This window comes from Evansella halocellulosilytica (assembly GCF_002335745.1).
Lineage (GTDB): Bacteria > Bacillota > Bacilli > Bacillales > Salisediminibacteriaceae > Bacillus_CA > Bacillus_CA halocellulosilytica.
This window is the reverse complement of record NZ_NIST01000001.1, coordinates 1,715,637-1,733,334: the sequence shown is the minus strand read 5'-3', so window position 1 is coordinate 1,733,334 and position 17,698 is coordinate 1,715,637. Positions and strand designations below refer to the sequence as shown.

The 17,698-nt window shown below is 39.0% G+C and carries 17 protein-coding genes; 6 read left to right on the top strand and 11 right to left on the bottom strand.

Annotated features, from left to right (window positions below):
* Positions 1-80: 80 nt before the first annotated feature.
* Together CD001_RS08260 and CD001_RS08255 are read right to left on the bottom strand one after the other, a co-directional pair.
* The gene (locus CD001_RS08260) at positions 81-1,073 is read right to left on the bottom strand and encodes an NAD-dependent epimerase (RefSeq protein WP_096187043.1); all 993 of its coding nucleotides are present in this window, start codon (positions 1,071-1,073) and stop codon (positions 81-83) included.
* Between the two features lie 335 nt (positions 1,074-1,408).
* Entirely contained in the window at positions 1,409-2,935 is a 1,527-nt protein-coding gene (locus CD001_RS08255) for an AbgT family transporter (RefSeq protein WP_096187042.1), read from the bottom strand.
* Between the two features lie 718 nt (positions 2,936-3,653).
* Here CD001_RS08255 and CD001_RS08250 point away from each other — a divergent pair.
* The gene (locus CD001_RS08250) at positions 3,654-4,910 is read left to right on the top strand and encodes a DUF418 domain-containing protein (RefSeq protein ID WP_096187041.1); all 1,257 of its coding nucleotides are present in this window, start codon (positions 3,654-3,656) and stop codon (positions 4,908-4,910) included.
* A 149-nt stretch (positions 4,911-5,059) separates the two neighbouring features.
* On the opposite strand, the gene CD001_RS08245 is transcribed toward CD001_RS08250, so the two are convergent.
* Both CD001_RS08245 and CD001_RS08240 read right to left on the bottom strand, forming a co-directional pair.
* Positions 5,060-6,025, bottom strand: coding sequence for an ABC transporter permease subunit (locus tag CD001_RS08245; RefSeq protein WP_096187040.1), 966 nt, complete (start codon positions 6,023-6,025; stop codon positions 5,060-5,062).
* Entirely contained in the window at positions 6,009-6,974 is a 966-nt protein-coding gene (locus CD001_RS08240) for an ABC transporter ATP-binding protein (protein ID WP_096187039.1), read from the bottom strand. The genes CD001_RS08245 and CD001_RS08240 overlap by 17 nt, the downstream gene beginning before the upstream one ends.
* 356 nt (positions 6,975-7,330) lie before the next feature.
* Between CD001_RS08240 and CD001_RS08235 the strand changes: the two genes are divergently transcribed.
* Positions 7,331-8,236: a hypothetical protein gene (locus CD001_RS08235; RefSeq protein WP_096187038.1), complete on the top strand. Its 906-nt coding sequence runs from the start codon at positions 7,331-7,333 to the stop codon at positions 8,234-8,236.
* 428 nt (positions 8,237-8,664) lie between these two features.
* On the opposite strand, the gene CD001_RS08230 is transcribed toward CD001_RS08235, so the two are convergent.
* Entirely contained in the window at positions 8,665-9,579 is a 915-nt protein-coding gene (locus CD001_RS08230; RefSeq protein ID WP_096187037.1) for a diacylglycerol kinase, read from the bottom strand.
* A gap of 332 nt (positions 9,580-9,911) precedes the next feature.
* On the opposite strand from CD001_RS08230, the gene CD001_RS08225 reads away from it, so the two are divergent.
* Positions 9,912-11,069, top strand: coding sequence for an amidohydrolase (locus CD001_RS08225; RefSeq protein ID WP_096187036.1), 1,158 nt, complete (start codon positions 9,912-9,914; stop codon positions 11,067-11,069).
* Between the two features lie 235 nt (positions 11,070-11,304).
* Here the strand turns inward: CD001_RS08225 and CD001_RS08220 are convergent, their stop codons facing one another.
* Positions 11,305-11,901 (bottom strand): group-specific protein, encoded by a 597-nt coding sequence (locus CD001_RS08220; RefSeq protein ID WP_218839244.1) that lies wholly within the window; start codon positions 11,899-11,901, stop codon positions 11,305-11,307.
* Positions 11,902-12,051: 150 nt separating this feature from the next.
* Here CD001_RS08220 and CD001_RS08215 point away from each other — a divergent pair, with 150 nt between their 5' ends.
* Together CD001_RS08215 and CD001_RS08210 are read left to right on the top strand one after the other, a co-directional pair.
* Positions 12,052-12,570 (top strand): GNAT family N-acetyltransferase, encoded by a 519-nt coding sequence (locus tag CD001_RS08215; protein WP_096187034.1) that lies wholly within the window; start codon positions 12,052-12,054, stop codon positions 12,568-12,570.
* 10 nt (positions 12,571-12,580) lie between these two features.
* A complete protein-coding gene (locus CD001_RS08210) occupies positions 12,581-12,829 on the top strand; it encodes a hypothetical protein (RefSeq protein WP_096187033.1) in 249 nt (82 codons plus the stop codon).
* 41 nt (positions 12,830-12,870) lie between these two features.
* On the opposite strand, the gene CD001_RS25940 is transcribed toward CD001_RS08210, so the two are convergent.
* Positions 12,871-13,179, bottom strand: a complete 309-nt coding sequence (locus tag CD001_RS25940) for a hypothetical protein (protein WP_142303560.1) — start codon at positions 13,177-13,179, stop codon at positions 12,871-12,873.
* Positions 13,180-13,726: 547 nt separating this feature from the next.
* Here CD001_RS25940 and CD001_RS08200 point away from each other — a divergent pair.
* The gene (locus tag CD001_RS08200) at positions 13,727-15,196 is read left to right on the top strand and encodes an amidase family protein (protein WP_096187031.1); all 1,470 of its coding nucleotides are present in this window, start codon (positions 13,727-13,729) and stop codon (positions 15,194-15,196) included.
* 78 nt (positions 15,197-15,274) lie between these two features.
* On the opposite strand, the gene CD001_RS08195 is transcribed toward CD001_RS08200, so the two are convergent.
* The 4 genes from CD001_RS08195 to CD001_RS08180 all read right to left on the bottom strand — a co-directional run bounded on the left by CD001_RS08195 (position 15,275) and on the right by CD001_RS08180 (position 17,512).
* Positions 15,275-15,514 carry a hypothetical protein gene (locus CD001_RS08195; protein WP_096187030.1) on the bottom strand — a complete coding sequence of 80 codons (240 nt, stop codon included), beginning with the start codon at positions 15,512-15,514 and terminating at the stop codon, positions 15,275-15,277.
* A gap of 86 nt (positions 15,515-15,600) precedes the next feature.
* On the bottom strand, positions 15,601-16,197 hold the full coding sequence (gene clpP, locus CD001_RS08190; protein ID WP_096187029.1) for an ATP-dependent Clp endopeptidase proteolytic subunit ClpP: 597 nt from the start codon (positions 16,195-16,197) through the stop codon (positions 15,601-15,603).
* Positions 16,198-16,218: 21 nt separating this feature from the next.
* Positions 16,219-16,938: a sigma-70 family RNA polymerase sigma factor gene (locus CD001_RS08185; protein ID WP_096187028.1), complete on the bottom strand. Its 720-nt coding sequence runs from the start codon at positions 16,936-16,938 to the stop codon at positions 16,219-16,221.
* Between the two features lie 118 nt (positions 16,939-17,056).
* The gene (locus CD001_RS08180) at positions 17,057-17,512 is read right to left on the bottom strand and encodes a GNAT family N-acetyltransferase (protein WP_096190530.1); all 456 of its coding nucleotides are present in this window, start codon (positions 17,510-17,512) and stop codon (positions 17,057-17,059) included.
* Positions 17,513-17,698: the final 186 nt, after the last annotated feature.

The window sequence follows — 17,698 nt, the reverse complement described above, 5'->3', positions numbered from 1 at the left end:
TGTTGAATTAATGTTGAATTAGTGTTGAGTTAGTGTTAAATAGGCTTCATTTGGACATTATTAGGTCGTATTATTTTTGGTTACTTATTATAGTATTCTTTATACCACTGAACGAACTTTTTTAAGCCTTCTTCAATCGATGTTATTGGTTTAAAGCCGGTTGCCTTCGTGAGATCGTCAATATCAGCATAAGTTGCTTTCACGTCACCTGGCTGAATTGGCAAGTACTCGATGATTGCCTGCTCACCGGTATACTTTTCTAACGTGTATATAAAATCCATTAAACTGACCGGCTTGTTGTTCCCGATGTTATAGAGCTTATAAAGTGATGAGGCTTGCCCTTGTTTTTGCTCTGAACCGTCCTTAGGTGGCAGCCAAATTAACTTGTGGATCCCTTCAACAATGTCATCAATATACGTAAAGTCGCGTTCCATTTTTCCATAATTAAATACTTGAATCGGTTTTCGTTCAAATAATTTTTTTGTAAACGAAAAGTAGGCCATATCTGGACGTCCATAAGGTCCATATACTGTGAAAAAACGTAAGCCTGTCGTAGGAATTTTGTATAAATGGCTGTAAGTGTGTGCCATCAGCTCGTTCGCTTTTTTCGTTGCCGCGTATAAACTGATTGGATGATCGACATGATCACTAGTAGAATAAGGTCTTTTCTCATTTGCTCCATAAACAGAGCTCGACGATGCATATATGAGATGAGAGACAGGATGATACCTGCACGCCTCCAATATATTCATAAAGGCTACAATATTCGATTGAATATACGAATGAGGATTTTGTAAACTATAGCGTACACCCGCCTGAGCAGCTAAATGTATCACTTGTTCAAAATCATATTGTGAAAAAAGCTTTTTCGTTTGTTCCTCTTCTGACAAATCAGTTTTGTAAAAAGTAAAGTTTTCATGTCTTAATAATTTTGAAAGCCGGGCTTCTTTTAGAGAGACATCATAATAGTCGTTTAGCACATCTGCACCAATGACAGGATACCCTTCATGAAGGAGCCTGTCTACAACATGCATCCCAATAAACCCAGCTGCACCAGTTACTAAAATTGCCAACGTTGCCTCACCCTTTTTTCCCTTATGCAATATAAATATTCATATACAGTCAGACGGTTCATAGGGCAACGCATAATTCTCAGCAAATACACCATCCAAAATATAAATCAAAATTCCAATTATATCCATGTGCCAGGCACCTTTATTCATCATTTTGTATATTTATTTTTTGGGGAGCTCCTTGGTGGTTGGTTATAAATGTTTTTGTGGACTAGGTTTTGGTACTTCTCTGTGTTTTTGCTATTTCTTTGCGCAAGTAAAAAGCCCTCACCTGTTCATGTGCTTCATGAGCACGATGGGTTAGGTGAGGGCGCTATTTTGCCCGAGGGTTAATATTATCCTTCGTAGTAGATCGGTGATCCTGGTCCTAGATCAATTCCGAACATCATCCAAATGATGAGCATTAATGTCCAAATGATCGTAAATGCAATTGAGAATGGGAACATAACAGAAATTAATGTACCGATACCCATTTTCTTATCATATTTTTGTGCGAAAGCAATGATGATTGCAAAATACGTCATTAACGGTGTAATGATATTTGTTGTTGAATCGGCAATACGGTATGCCATTTGTGTCATTTCCGGTGAGTATCCAAGATACATCATGATCGGAACGAACACTGGAGCCATCATTGCCCACTTTGCAGAGGCACTTCCGATAAACAGGTTAATGAACCCTGCAACAATAATAAAACCTATGATGAGCGGAATTCCTGATAAATTAATGCTGTCTAAGAATTCTGCACCGTAAACACCGATTACAAGACCCATGTTTGTTTCAGCAAAGAATGCAACGAATTGACCTGCTGTAAATGCAAGGACAATGAACATTCCCATAGACGCCATCGTATCAGAAAGCTGGTTCGCAACATCTTTATCATTACGAATATTCTTCGTAGCAATTCCGTATGCAAGACCTGGGATAAAGAACAATAGTGCGATTATTGGAACTAAAGAGCTCATGAATGGAGATTGGATAATCTCGCCTTCATCTCCACGTAATGGTGCACCTGATGGGACAATGAGCAATGCTGTTAAAACGACACCAATGAATAGTGCAATTCCTGCCCATAGAAGACCTTTCTTTTCAGACGCTTCAAGCCCATTTAAGTTTTCTCGGTAATCACCTTTATATTCTCCTAGACGAGGCTCAACGATTTTTTCAGTAACCCAAGCACCGACAAAAGTTAAAACGAACACAGATGCAATGATGAAATAGTAGTTCATTGCGATGTTCATACCTTCAGCATATGCTGGATCAATCGTAGCTGCAGCTTCGATCGTTAACTCACCAAGCATAGGATCCGTTGCTGATAAAAACAAGTTCGCACTAAATCCAGCAGAAACACCTGCGAATGCAGCAGCAAGACCTGCTAATGGGTGACGTCCTAATGCTGCGAAGATGACAGCTCCTAAAGGAGGTAGCACAACATAACCAGCATCAGAAGCAACACTTGACATAATACCTGCAAACACTAAACCTGCTGTAATAAGTCTTTTCGGAATATTCAAAACAAAGCCGCGTAAACATGCACTAATGAGTCCAGTGCGCTCAGCTAGTCCAATCCCGAGCATCGTAGCAAGTACAACGCCTAACGGAGCGAATCCAATAAAGTTATCGACCATACTCGTAAATATATATTCGACTCCTTCAGCACTCATTAAGCTGGTAACCTCAACCATTGTCCCTTCTTCTCCTGGATGTTCCACGCTAACTCCCATCGCTGAAACAATACCGGAGATCACAATTACAGCTAATGCTAATATCGCAAATAGTGTAACCGGGTGAGGTAATTTATTTCCAAGTTTCTCAACGCCATCTAAAAAACGTTGAAAAAAGCCCTTACGTTTTTCTCCCACCTTTGAAAACCCCTTCCATTTCATAAATTAAACTAATATGATAAATGTTCTGAAAAATCAGGCCAAGTTCTTTAAATGAACCGACGTCACTCATTATAATCATATATTAATAAAATTTGAACACGTTTTCTAAAAGTTAGAAAAGTCCAATTTTTGTTTCTTTTCTAACAATATCAACATTATGTTTGTATAGTTTTTCACAATGTACAATTCGTCCACAGGGCACAGTATAGAACACCATCCCGCCCACCTGTCAACTGTTTTGCCCAAAAGTTCACGGACCCGGTACCTGAATTTTTTTGGTTAAATTTACAGGTTTGTTTGTTAAGGTGTATGATCTAAGAAACTAACATTTTTTAATTTATTATGTTACAGTTGGTGTTTTCCGGTTATATGGATGCTCGGATTAAGCGAAATTATGATTGTTTGCATTTGAATTTTTTTCATATTTATTGGACTGGAATTGATTGCCGCAGCTGGCGGTACCGAGTCTAACTATTTACGTAGAAATATATTAGTCTTCATGGCGACTTATTGAAATGAAAAAGACTTTTAAACAAAACTTCGTATGTCGTAAAAAGAGTTCTTAGCAAATTAATGGATGCTTGCCATGAAACTCTTACGCCCTCGTGCAAGTCTTAATGTAAAATCTTAGTAGCACTTTTGCTATCGCTCCTACGTTTTATCAATTCTGATTGTACAAGGAAAGGGGATTAACGTGACAAAACAAAATCACACAGAATCAAAGCTAAATTCTTTATCTCCTGTTGATTCGACAAATAGATTAACTCATATTGACAGTTTACGTGGGTTTTCATTACTCGGAATATTACTCGTCAATATGCTCTCGTTTCAATATGGACTTGTTGGATATACATATATTACAGATAGTCTCCATTTGATTGATCAATGGACTTTAACTTTTACTAAATGGTTTCTACAAGGTAGTTTTTATCCGATATTCGCTATATTATTCGGGTTTGGCGCTGCAATTTTGTGGGAACGCATCCAAGAAAAAAACAAGTCCTTTACGAGTATCTTCATAAGAAGGCTTATACTGCTCATCGGTATCGGCTTCTTGCACAACTATTTCATTTGGGATGGCGACATACTTTTAACATATGGTACTACCGCACTTGCACTTTTCTTCTTTTATAAAAGACCAGTGAAAACGTTACGTAATTGGGTCATTGTCGTATTGTTGCTAATCATAGGCGTTAGTTTTTTAAGTGGCGGTGAAGAGGATGAATATTTCGGTTTTGAGCCTTATGTAGAATATGAAGCTGAAGTATTGTCAGAAGGCAGCTATCAAGACGTCGTATTCCATCGTTTCAATACGAGCATTTTTGATAAAATGAAAATGCCACCTGATATTGATCCTATGCAAAAGGAGTTTATGATCGGATTCACAGCATTTTTTAATCACACCATGACGTTTTTACAAACATTTATGCTCTTTTTGATCGGACTCATTTTTGCAAAAACGAGGTTGCTTCATCAGCTTCATGACAACCGAACACCGTTGAAAAAAATGGCAGCCATCGGCATTACTTTTGGATTACTTATAAAAGCTGGAAGCGTATTTACAGGAAGTGGCAGCCTTGAATTTTTCGGATACTTCATCGGAGGTCCACTCCTTTCACTCGGGTATATTGCATTGTTTTCGTTAGTTTTTAGTCGCAATGGAGAAAATTCGCTTTTTAAAGGAATTAGCTATGTCGGAAGGATGTCATTAACGAACTATTTAACCCAATCGATCGTCATGACAACAATTTTTTACGGTTACGGCTTCGGGTTATTTGGACAATTAGGCTTCTTTATCGGAGTCATTCTTGCATTATTACTTTTCTTTATGCAAGTCATCTTTAGTCGCTTTTGGCTATCACGCTATTCGTTCGGTCCGGTAGAATGGCTATGGCGAAGCGCTACTTATTGGCAACGTCAGCCACTAAAAAAATCACAAAAAGATGAGTAAATTAGGTGTAATATGAATAAGATCTTAAAACAAAAAAACATTAAACCTTAAACATAATCCCCGTAACAAAAACCTTCAATCTTAAACCCAAAACCTTCCAGGTGCCTGGCACCTGGAAGGTTTTGGGTTTTGTGCGTTCTTTTCATACTTTAATATGCGATGTCTCTTTTTTGGAAGAAGATCGTTGTTACAGCTAGGAAGACGATCATATAAACCGTTAGTAAAATTAATGAAAATGGCAGTGTGACGCCTTCCATAAGAGTGTCGTTAGTTGCATAATGCTGTAAGTATAGGTGCGGGACAATGATAAATTTGTACCAAGCTGTTCCTTCTAACAAAGTCGTGAACGCTTGAGACATACTTGAGAAAAACAAGGCAAAGATTCCGATACCGACAGCAAGTGACTGACTTTTAAATAGTGTTGAAAGTGAAAACGAAATGATGACAAACATTATCATGTTCAGTGTGTACAACCCTAATTTTGAAAAAATTAACGATCCGACAGTCGTTTGCATCATCGGTCCATCAAATGAACGCTCAACGATTGGTGCTTGTAAGCTTCCTTGTCCAAAAAGAACCGTCCCGACTAGCCAATGGGCAATAAAGAGAGTTACGACCATCATGAGCGAATAAATGATCACAGTGATTAGTTTTGCCGCTAAAAATTGCCAACGTTCAAATGGACGGATCACGAGCTGTTTAATCGTTCCACTCGCAAGTTCTGAAGAAACGACAGAGCTTGCAATAATAACACTAAATAATGTCATAAAAGAAGCAACTCCTAAAAGAAAGTCATTCATAAACGTGTAGTTTGTCGTTTCGTTCGGATCGATTCCAGCCTCTAAAACAGCCTCATGATATTGGATATCACTTTCAAGAAATTCACGTTCCCACTCTTCGTATTCGCCAGAGCTTAATGTTGCTTTATCATGCTCAATTTCAATTTCTAATTGCCGTTCCCATCCTTCTTCAGATGAACCACCGGAAAGTTGATCACTGAAATTGTTATAAATAAGGCCGCCAATAAGTGTAAAAAGAACAACGGCAATAAGAAAAATCCATGATTGCTTTTTCGCCCAAAGTTTCACCCATTCATTTTTAATTAACTGAATCATTGGCAGAAACCTCCTCTCCACTTTCTTTCGCTGCCACAGATGTTAATTGAAGGAATTTATCCTCAAGAGATGTCTTCGCCGCTTCAATCTCAAAAACATCAACATCTGCTTCTACGAGCAAACGGTTTACTTTCGGAATCTCTTCTTTTAACAGCTGAAGCGTTATTTTTTGTTCGGACGCTTTATCAATCTCAAATTGTGCTCGTTCAATCGTTTCCTTTGCCATAGTCGTATCATTGACAGTAAAGGAAACTGATATTTTTACCGTTTCATTTTTCTCATCTAATGAAGACAGTTCCGTGACATTGATGATTTTTCCGTGTTCCATGATCGTGACACGATCACACATAAGCTGCATTTCACTTAATAAATGAGAAGATACGAGAGTTGATGTCCCTTCTGATGCAAGAACTTTTAAGTAATCACGCAACTCCCTGATCCCTTGAGGATCTAATCCGTTCGTCGGTTCGTCTAATATGAGAAGCGCTGGTTTATGTAAAATTGCTTGTGCTACACCGAGACGCTGTTTCATCCCTAATGAATATTTTTTCACTTTATCGTGAATAGCGTGGTCAAGCTTGACAAGCTTTACTACTTCGTCAATTCTTTCCTTTGAAATAGACTGAAGTGCCATTCTTGAGTATTGAATGAGGTTTTTATATCCGCTCATATAATCATAAAATGCCGGATTTTCAACGATAGCACCTACTTCTTTTTTAATAAGCTGGCCTTCTTTATCCATGTCTTTTCCGTTTAATAATACTTGGCCTTCATTTTTGGAGATCAGACCAACAATCATTCGAATCGTCGTCGTTTTCCCAGCACCGTTTGGTCCAAGCAGCCCCATTATTTCGCCTTTTTTCACTTGAAACGTTGCTTGGTCGACAATTCGTTTGTTGCCTTTTACTTTTTTCGTCAACGATTTAACGTCTAGTGCAAATTCATTCATGTTTTCTCTCCTTTACGACTGATTAAATCTCACTACTAAATATGTACCATTATCCAATAGTTACATAATATTGGAAACTACCAATTTCCAATTATACACGTAAACTATGACACGAACCAGGTCCCCGACAATTTTGTGTAAAATTTACAAAATGTTATCTTTTATATGGGTTTTTATGGTAAAATAGTAGGTGATTTTGTTATGATTGGCTAATCTTTTTTACGTTACAGACTATGAAAAAGTTACACGTTCATTTATTTTTCGATGCAGTTACGTGGATGCCTGTTCGTTTAAATCTCAGGATGAACTTCGTATACACCAGGAACGATAACTGTGTCAGACAAGGAGCGAATTCTATGAAACGACTAACAGCTGGTCAGTTTGAACAGGCTGCTCATTTTGTCAAAACGAATGGTCGAACGATCGATCGAAAATTATTTGAGTATTATTTTGAAAATGGCTCAAGCGACTCCGTCTTACATACATTAGCTGCATACCAAAATAATGACGGCGGTCTCGGACATGCTTTAGAGCCAGATATTCGCTCACCTCATTCTAGTGCAATTGTTACTTCCGTTGGTATGCAATATGTTCGTGAGGTCAATGCATCGTGGAAGCATCCAATTGTTAAATCAATGATGAAGTACTTTACGAATATGTATGATCGCTATGGATACTGGCCATTAAAGCTTGCTCATATGAATGACTATCCACGGGCAGACTGGTGGACATATACAGATGATTCTGGGCATTTTGAAGCGAACCCAGGGGCAGAAATTGTCGGGTATTATCATGTTTATCCTCAATGTATGTCAAACGATCTTCTTCCTTCATTCCACGATCATGTTTTTCGATACATTGAACAATTAGAAGAGCCTCTTGAATTCCATGACCTCCTTTGTTATTTAAGACTCGTTGACGGAATGCCAGACCCCGGAAAAACGATCGTGATTGAAAAACTTCGGGAACAAGCAAAAGATATCGTTACACTCGATTCATCAAAATGGGATGGGTATTGTGCGAAGCCGTTTTGGGTAGCACCGACGCCAAATTCTCCATTAGCCAATGTTTTAAGAGATGCAGTCAATGAAAATCTTGATTACGAAATTGACAACCAGCAGCCAGACGGTTCTTGGCTTCCATTTTGGGAGTGGGGACAATATAAAGAAGTTTGGAAAAATGAAGCATTGCCTGAATGGAAAAGCTGGTTGACCGTGCAAACATTAAAGTCACTCGCTGCCTACGAACGAATTGATACATAGATGATCCGTGGTGCCCTAAAAATCTTGGAATAGCGAGTAGAAGGAGGTTCTCAGCAAGTGAATGGTACTTGTCGAGAACCTCTTATGCTATCGTGCAAGATTTAGTTAACGTTATGCAATCATACAATTTTAATAGAAAAAAATATGCTCAAATGATATTAGACTGAAGCTGAAGTTCCAGTTATGTTTTTTTACCATCATTAAAAAAAGCTTATGAAGTGAACTGCACCTTAATTGTTAGACACAACCACCTAAAGGTTTAATGTCAAACTTTCCAACAAACAATGGGGGAAAATTAAAGGGCATGAGTTCGATACTATATCGAACTCACACCCAACATTCTACCTATTAAAATGGACGTGACCACCTTTTCTTTTGAAGTAATTTAAGAAATGACACTTTCCTTTAAGGCTTACACAACAATACTTTTAATACAGCTCCTGAATACAAGCAAGTTTTTTATTTGGAATGACCATTTTAATGTGATTGTGCAAATTAATGAACTCCCCTGGCAAACTCCCACCGTATTCTCCATCCACGTTCAATTGCAATTCATCCCGACTATGTATTTTAATCCGGTTCGCTTGAACATAAATAACACAATCATCGTTAATATGCTCCCCACGAAGAGCTGCACCTGTTAATCTTACAACATCGCCTAAGTTTGTTTTTTGCAAAATAATCAAATCAAAAAGGCCATCATTTAAGAATGCATTTGGGGCTAGCTTTTCAAATCCTCCAACTGAGTTCGTGTTTGAAACGAGAAACAACATAATTTCTCCTTCAAACAACTTACCGTCATACTCAATCGTTACGTGAGTCGGCTTTATCCGTGGTAGCTTTTCAAATCCTTTTACGTAGTATGCAACTTGTCCCATCATCGTTTTCAACCGACTTGGCACTTCATATGTCAGCTCTGTCAGTGTTCCTGCTCCAGCAATATTTATAAAGTATTCCATACCGACTTTACCGACATCAATCGATTGGAGACGTCCATTCGTTAATATTTCGCACGCTTTTTCAATGTCACGTGGAATGTGGAGTGCTCTTGCAAAATCATTTGTTGTTCCGCCAGGAATGAGTCCGACATTCGGACGATATTCCTGTTCAGCAATACCGCTGACTACTTCATTAATTGTACCGTCGCCACCGGCAGCAACAACTAAATCGAATTTCCGTTCACACGCAAGTTTTGCTGCTCGTTTTGCACAGTTTTTTCCAGTCGTTGCATGTGCAGATGCTTCATAGCCAGCTAATTCTAGCTTCTCTAAAATATATGGTAAATGTCTTTTCACTTGTTCTCTTCCTGAAGAAGGGTTATAAATTAACCGTGCCCGCTTCATATTCATTCTCCTCCAAGGATGACGTACTTTCCACGTTTTTACATGGACAGTATATCATTCTTATGCATGAAAGAGAACGGATATACATATTTCGCTTAAAAATATTCATGCCGTCTATATTTAATCATAACTGTTCAGTACTCGATGAAACATCGAAAATCGCCTCCTAACCTCTAAATGTCCACCAGATAACGATAGACAATGATTGACTAATACCGATTTATTTTTATCAATGAAACCATAAGCGATCTAAAGTTATGTCGTTTTTTTGCAGGAAATGTGTTTTGAGTATCGAAATAAATTACGAGTGAAAACGTTAGGAGGAAAATTTCATGAAAGCTTACACAAACGCAACCGTATTAGACGGAACTGGTAAAACACTCGAAGGAGGAACCGTCCTCGTTGAAGACGGAAAAATTAGTGCAGTCGGCCAGCAGATTGATATCCCCTCAATTGCAGACATTGCCGATTGTCATGGAGAGTATATTACTCCTGGTCTTATTGATGTACATACACATCTAGGGGTTCACGAATCAGGCTTCGGCTTTGAAGGACAAGATTTTAATGAAACATCAGAGCCAACGACTCCACACATTCGGGCACTTGACGGCATTAATCCGAGAGAGCGCGGGTTTGAAGATGCCCGTGAACACGGAGTAACAACGACACAAATTATGCCTGGAAGTGCTAACGTAATTGGCGGAGAAATGGTCGTATTGAAAACCGTCGGACACATCGTCGATGACATGCTTATCCGAACACCGTCAGGAATGAAAGGTGCTTTCGGTGAGAACCCAAAACGGGTCTACAGCGGAAAAAAAGTCAGCCCGATGACGAGAATGGGGACAGCTGCTCTAATGCGTCAAACGTTCATGAATGCGCAAGATTATATGCTGAAAAAAGAAGCCGGTGATGTGAAAGAACGGAATTTACGTTATGAGCAGTTAATCCCCGTTTTGAAAAAAGAAATTCCGTTCCGTACCCATGCTCACCGCGCTGATGATATTCTTACCTCATTAAGAATTGCTGAAGAATTCGATATTGAGGTGACGATTGAACATTGTACGGAAGGTCATTTAATAGCTGAACGAATTGCGGAATCTGGTGTCCAGGTTTCAGTTGGACCTACGATGTCTACACGTTCAAAAGTAGAGTTAGCAGATAAAGGGTACCACACGTTACTAGAGCTTGATAAACATAACGTACCTTTTTCAATTACAACCGACCATCCAGTCATTGGTATTGAATACTTAACAACGGCTGCCGCTACTGCCGTGAAATTCGGTCTTAATGAACAATCAGCATTTAAAGCGATTACGGGTCAGGCTGCCCGTCATATCGGAGTAGAAGAGCGTGTCGGTACATTAGAAGAAGGAAAAGACGCTGATCTTGTCATTTGGTTTGAGCACCCTTTCCATTCTTACACTCAAGTGAAAGAAACGATTATTAACGGAAAGACAGTGTATGAGCGAAATGGAAAAGTTGATTAATGCGCGAAGTGTAATTCGTTTTAGCGGACGTTTGCTCATCATCACATTCATAATCATACTCTGCCTTGCTTTTTTTAATAGCTATTCATTTAAAAGTGCTGCCGCACAATGCGAAGAGCAGGGAGGAATACCTGAGACAGACCATTCATTTATGTGGACACAGTGGACAGTCAATTGTGAAACGTAGTAGACCCAAAAATATCCAGGTGCCAGGCACCTGGATATTTTTGGGCATTTACACTTTTTTGTTTTTTGCATATTCCGGTGAGATCGTCTTTTCTTTCCATGAAATTATTTCCGTTTCCGTTATATTGATTGATCCTCGGTAAAAGATATGGGGAATATAATGGAACAAGCCGAATGGCCGGTTTTCCCGGATACTTTCCTCATAATAGCTCTTCGTTTCTTTTCGAATATATTCTACACATTGAAAATGATCACGATTCACTAACGTTATCTCTGAATCTTTCATATCACTTCCGGGACCTTCATAAGCTTCCGGACGATAATGGTAGAATGCGAACTGAGCATGATCTGGAAATAGCGAGAGCGGAATTTGATAAAATAACATATCCTTCTCATTCATCCCGGCTTCGCGTAGAGCACCATATACCTTCGTAGGGTCAATCGGCAATAAATGAATCACATCATTCCAATAACAATTCAGCTTCGGTATTTTTCTCATTAGAAGATGTTTTCTCTTCGGATGATCCATATACTTTTTCGTATATTTGTCGTAAAGCTCCGGCTGACTCTTTTTCAACTCATTTAAAGGGAGCAGCTTCTGACCCGTCATGTCTGCTGGCACTCTATGATAAACATAAGCCATCATAACCCCTCCTATCCACTGCAATTATTTGCAGTATACCAGCCCTTTGGATCCAAGAGCAGTCTATTATTCGCAGACAAAATCTGGTATAATAATTATAGAAAATTCAGCCTTTTTATACATTATCTACACTGTCATTAAGGAGCAATCATTATGGACAAATCGATCATATCAAACCTCAACTTTTCACCAATGACACGCAAAGAAGCTGAAACAATCTCCACATGGCAATATCCAGCTCCCTATGATTTATACAGTATGGATGGAAGCGAAGAAACGATAAATGAGTTTATAAATTATGACTATTACATGGTGAAAAATGAAGATGGGAACCTTATCGGTTATGTCTGTTTTGGAGAAGCTGCACGAGTTCCAGGAGGATATGAAATTGCTCTTTATAACGATGAAATCCCTGTCGATATTGGACTCGGAATACACCCGGACTTAACTGGAAAAAGATATGGAACAGCATTTTTAACGTCAGCTTTGACATTTTTAAAAGAACTAAAAGCGCCACCAGAAGCTCGTCTCGTCGTCACTACTTTTAATAAACGGGCGATTCGTCTATATGAAAAAGTCGGCTTTAAAAGAGGCGATCATTTTTTTAGCCCTGTTGGAAATCATAATGTAGAATTTGTTTCGATGAGATGTCCGCTACTATCTTTTAAATGAGGTGCACAACATGAAAAGCTTACCGTACGTGTTTTTATTTATGATCGGATTTCACGCCTACTTATTTATCCAACTATTTTCCGAACCGATCACTGAGCAGCCATTGTCCTTGCTTGTTTCTCTGCTCAGCTTTTCTATAGCATCATTCGTATATGTGAAGAAACACCATTTCAGTGGACAAGTCATCACGATGGCTCTAACTGTAGTGATGTTAAGTGCAGGCTTCATCACGACATTCTCAATATCACTCATAACATAAAGAAGCCGGTCCTCTCATTTGAGAACTCAAGGCTTCTTCTTTTATTGACGCTCTATAGTCACTAACTGTTCATTTTTCTGCATTTTTCTCACATACTTTGCAAGCCAGGTTAACAACCCTTTCGTAAATAAAACCATGACGAGCGAGTAGATAATTAAACCAATATTAGTAAAAACAACGTCAGCAACATGTGAATTTAGTTTCACCATATAATACACAAATACGGATACTTGTATAATTGTAATGAGATATGGATAAACGATCCGTTTCATACGACGTTGAACAGGGATTAAATGTAACCAATCAATGATTTGCAGTGGAATAACCCAAAAAAAAGGTTCCTGCCGCAAATAATATGACCGCTGTCCAAGAATGAATCAATACCTCAGACCCAATAAAATACGATATTAGTGAAATGATTCCAGCGATCGTGCCGATGAAAAAGCTGATAATACTTAAGACAAAAAAGATAAACTGTATGAATTCTTTTTTCAAAATAACCCTCCTATGTAAGTAGAACTTATTCTCAGTAATTTGTATATACAGGATAAGTTCCTAAACACACGATTGTGATTATAACATAGTGAAAACGATAGTAAAGGCGAAGAAAACAGCGTAGTACGAGGTAACGAAGCATCAGCTATCGTTAGACGATAACACCTCATGCTTGGATAAAGATGATCCAGTTCTGAGTCGTTTTCGTCAGTCTACATCAATTTTTCGCTGCCTCATGACGATTATCGTATCCCTATGTGCGATTATCGACGTCTCCTCGGAAAGAGGGGTAACATTATTTTATCCAGTTTGAGCGATTTCAGACCATATTCATTGTGGAAGCTTCATCGATAGGCTACGATATGATTAACTGAGAAAAGAAAGAACTGTGGAGGAGAGTATATGCATAATGAAAGATCAACGAATCTTCATGAGGAAAGAATAGAAGAGGCAACAGTGGAACAACTTCAAGCAGCTTTTGAAAAAGACGAGCTCACTAGTAGAGAATTGGTTCTCCTATACTTTCAACGGATTGCTGCTTTTGACAAATCTGAAGGCGGGGTAAACAGCATATTAGAAATAAACCCTGATGCTTTACAGATCGCAGAGTCTTTAGACTATGAGCGCAAAACAGAAGGAACTCGAGGTCCGCTTCATGGTATTCCTGTGTTAATTAAGGATAACGTTGCGACAGCTGATAAAATGCATACGAGCGCAGGCTCACTAGCAATGAAAGATGCTTACGCAAAAGAAGATTCGTTTGTCGTTAAAAAACTACGTGAAGCTGGTGCGGTCATTCTCGGAAAAACAAATATGACAGAGTGGGCAAATTTTATAGCAGAAGGAATGCCGAGTGGATATAGTTCTAGAGGTGGTCAAGTATTGAACCCATACGGCCCAAACTTCGATTGCGGCGGCTCAAGCTCTGGTACTGGTGCTGCAATTGCTGCTAACTTTGCGACACTCGGAATCGGTACAGAAACTTCCGGCTCGATTTTAAGTCCAGCAAGTCAAAATAGTATAGTCGGTGTGAAACCAACAGTCGGATTAATTAGCCGAACAGGGATCATTCCAATTTCACATACTCAGGATACTGCTGGTCCAATGACTAGAACTGTAAAAGATGCCGCCATTTTATTAAATGTGCTCACTGGAAAGGATCAGCACGATCCGATTACGAAAACAAATGATATACTTTATGAATTCGACTTCACTTCCGTTTTACAAAAAAACGGTCTGAATGGTGCTCGAATTGGGATTGCTCGTGACTATGCAGTTGACAGTTTTCCTGCTGAGAAAAAGATGATTATCGACAATGCCATTAAGGAACTGGAAAAATTAGGGGCTACTATCGTCCCGTCCGTTACGATCCCTTCAAAAGATCAGCCTTGGAATATTGACGTCATGATTCATGAATTTAAACCTGCCTTACACGCCTATTTACAACATTTTGCCGTAAATACGAGCATTCGTACTTTATCAGATCTCATTCAATATAATATCAACCATTCTGAGAAGATGTTAAAGTATGGTCAATCCATTTTTGAACAATGTGAACGAACGTCTGGCAGTTTAACTGAAGCTCCCTACTTGAATGCACTCGCTTTTGACCAGTTTGAAGCAAAAGAAAATGGGATCGATGCCGCGCTATCAGCCAATCAATTAGACGCGATTATCTATCCGAACAATCTAGGTGCTTTTATTCCAGCGAAAGCTGGATATCCATCTGTAACCGTTCCAGCTGGTTACACACTAGAAGGGGAACCTGTAGGAATAACCTTCACGAGTACAGCATATAGTGAACCTTTATTATTAAAATACGCCTATGCTTATGAATGTGCGACAAATCATCGAAAAGCACCTCGTTTATAAGACGCAATGACCTCAGTATATTGAGTACTGAGGTCATGTCATGGACAAAAACATCATATTTTTACGGGTACAATGAAGCTATTGACCTAACTGTTGTTGACACTGCTGCGCAAGTTGCTGAATTTGCTGTAATTGTTGTGCAGCATTTTGCTCACGAGCAGCCATTTGTTGTTGCTGGCCGGCATTCGCTTGCTGACCTTGCTGTTGTTGCTGCTGTTGTTGTTGAATCTGCTGAGCATTTTGCTGTTCTTGCTGTTCTAATTGCTGAGCGATTTGAGCAATTTGCTGCAATGCTTGTTGAGCTTGCTGTTGTGGCATATTCATCTCTCCTTTGTATTAAAATACTGTTGTATTTTGTGTAATTTTTTTTGTTTCATACGTGAAGGAGAAAAGTTGACACAAATCTATTTATTACCTGCTTTTTTCGATTCAATAATATCGTCAATAATCCCGTATTCTTTTGCCTCACTCGCACTCATAAAGAAGTCTCTGTCTGTATCATTAGCCACTTTCTCAATAGGCTTTCCCGTCTTTTCCGCAATAATACTATTGATATGCTCTCGCAGCTTAATAATCCGTCTCGCTGAGATTTCCAAATCAGTCGCTTGGCCGCGTGCTCCTCCTAACGGCTGATGAATCATCACCTCGCTATTCGGTAAGGCAAACCGTTTCCCTTTCGTCCCGGCAAGCAGTAACATCGCTCCAAACGACGCTGCTAATCCTGTACAAATCGTACTAATGTCTGGTTTAATAAATTGCATCGTGTCATAAATCGCAAACCCTGCTGTCGTAGAACCGCCAGGACTGTTAATGTAAAGCGAAATGTCCTTCTCAGGGTCGTCTGCTGCTAAAAACAAAAGTTGAGCGACGATACTGTTCGCCATTTGGTCATTAATTTCATGATTCACCATGACAATACGGTCTTTTAACAACCTTGAATAAATGTCGTAAGAGCGCTCACCGCGACTCGATTGTTCAATCACATAAGGGATAGTATTCATATCGTTTCCTCCACACTTTTTTTATGCTGCTATTGAGAGGCAACTTGAAGGTGAGGAATATGAATGAACCTCTTTTTTCTGAAACACCATTTTCGGTACTTCGCTTTGTGAGAGTAATTCCGGAATTTTTTCGAGAAGCAAGGCTGGATCCTCTTCTTCAATTGACCGGTATAGAACAGTTACAGCTTCTTCTTGCATATGTTCCGGCCAATAACTTTCTACGCTCACTGATTCTTTGTCATGTTCATTCTTACTTAATTTCGATCTCGTTCGATTAAGCAGCCCTTTCACTGCTGGTTCAGTCATATTTAATTGTTCAGCAATCTCCTTAATTTTGAACTGAAAAGCTTCTTTCAATGAAAAAGCAACTAACTGTTTCGGTGTCAGTTTGGACACGAGTTCTTCAACTGCCTCAAAACTGTGGCCATGATGATCTGTACATGTTTTATCTGCTCCTAGATCTTCCGTAATCATTTCACGGTTTCGCTTTCTAAGCTGATCGACCCAAAGGTTATGAGCAATTTTCTTTAGTAGTGACGCACGCCATTCTGATTGATGACGATATTGATGCAAAGCCCTATAGATCGCTTCCTGAGTCAGATCCTCGCCATCCCATTTATTACGAGACAGTGAGTAACAGTAGCTTCTTAGTTTTGCATACAGTTCTTCAAGCTCTTGATTACTTACAGCCTTTTCCGAACGTTTACGAGCTGATTTTTCTTTTACCTTGCCATACATCATCCTCACTCCTTCATTCCTCTCACACCTTTAACGAATAAACATGCAAAAAAGATATGGGGTTATGTAAATAATTTATATATTCCTTTTCCGTAAAATGATTTTCCTTAGGCCAAACAATTTATGATAAGTCCATACTAAGACGTACCATATCTATACATTGTATGCCATTTTCGAAAATCTCTTCATTATAATGTCTAATAAAAAAATCTTTATCGACTCCAGTGATCCGAAAACCGCATTTTTGATACAAAGCAAGCTGATTCATACTTGAATTTCCTGAGCCGAGTTCAACCGTTTTTACATTAAGATCACGTGCTTTTTCGATCGCATGTAAAACTAAACTTTTACCGATCCCCATTCCTTGATAGGAAGGGGCTACTGCAATATTTACGATCTCTACAGTGTCTGGCCTTGTAGGAAGGAGGACAAACACACCGATTTCTTCTTGATCCTTCACGGCGATATAACAACTTCCCCGGTTTACATACTCGTTGACTAAATCCTTGGATGGATCAGCAAGCAGCAATAAGTCATAAGGAATGTCATCTTCTTCTGTTATTTTTTTAATCTTCATATCCATATTTTCTCCTTTAGCTGCTGTTTATAACTTTTTTTATTTCGAGCTCTGTTTTTTCACTCACGCATCCCAATGTCATCACGTAGTCTTATCTGTAACGCAAAAGTGCCAGAAACCCTGCTAAGGAGAACTGGCACTTCAAACTCCAATATGCTCTTATATTACTATCATTCGTTAGAAAAC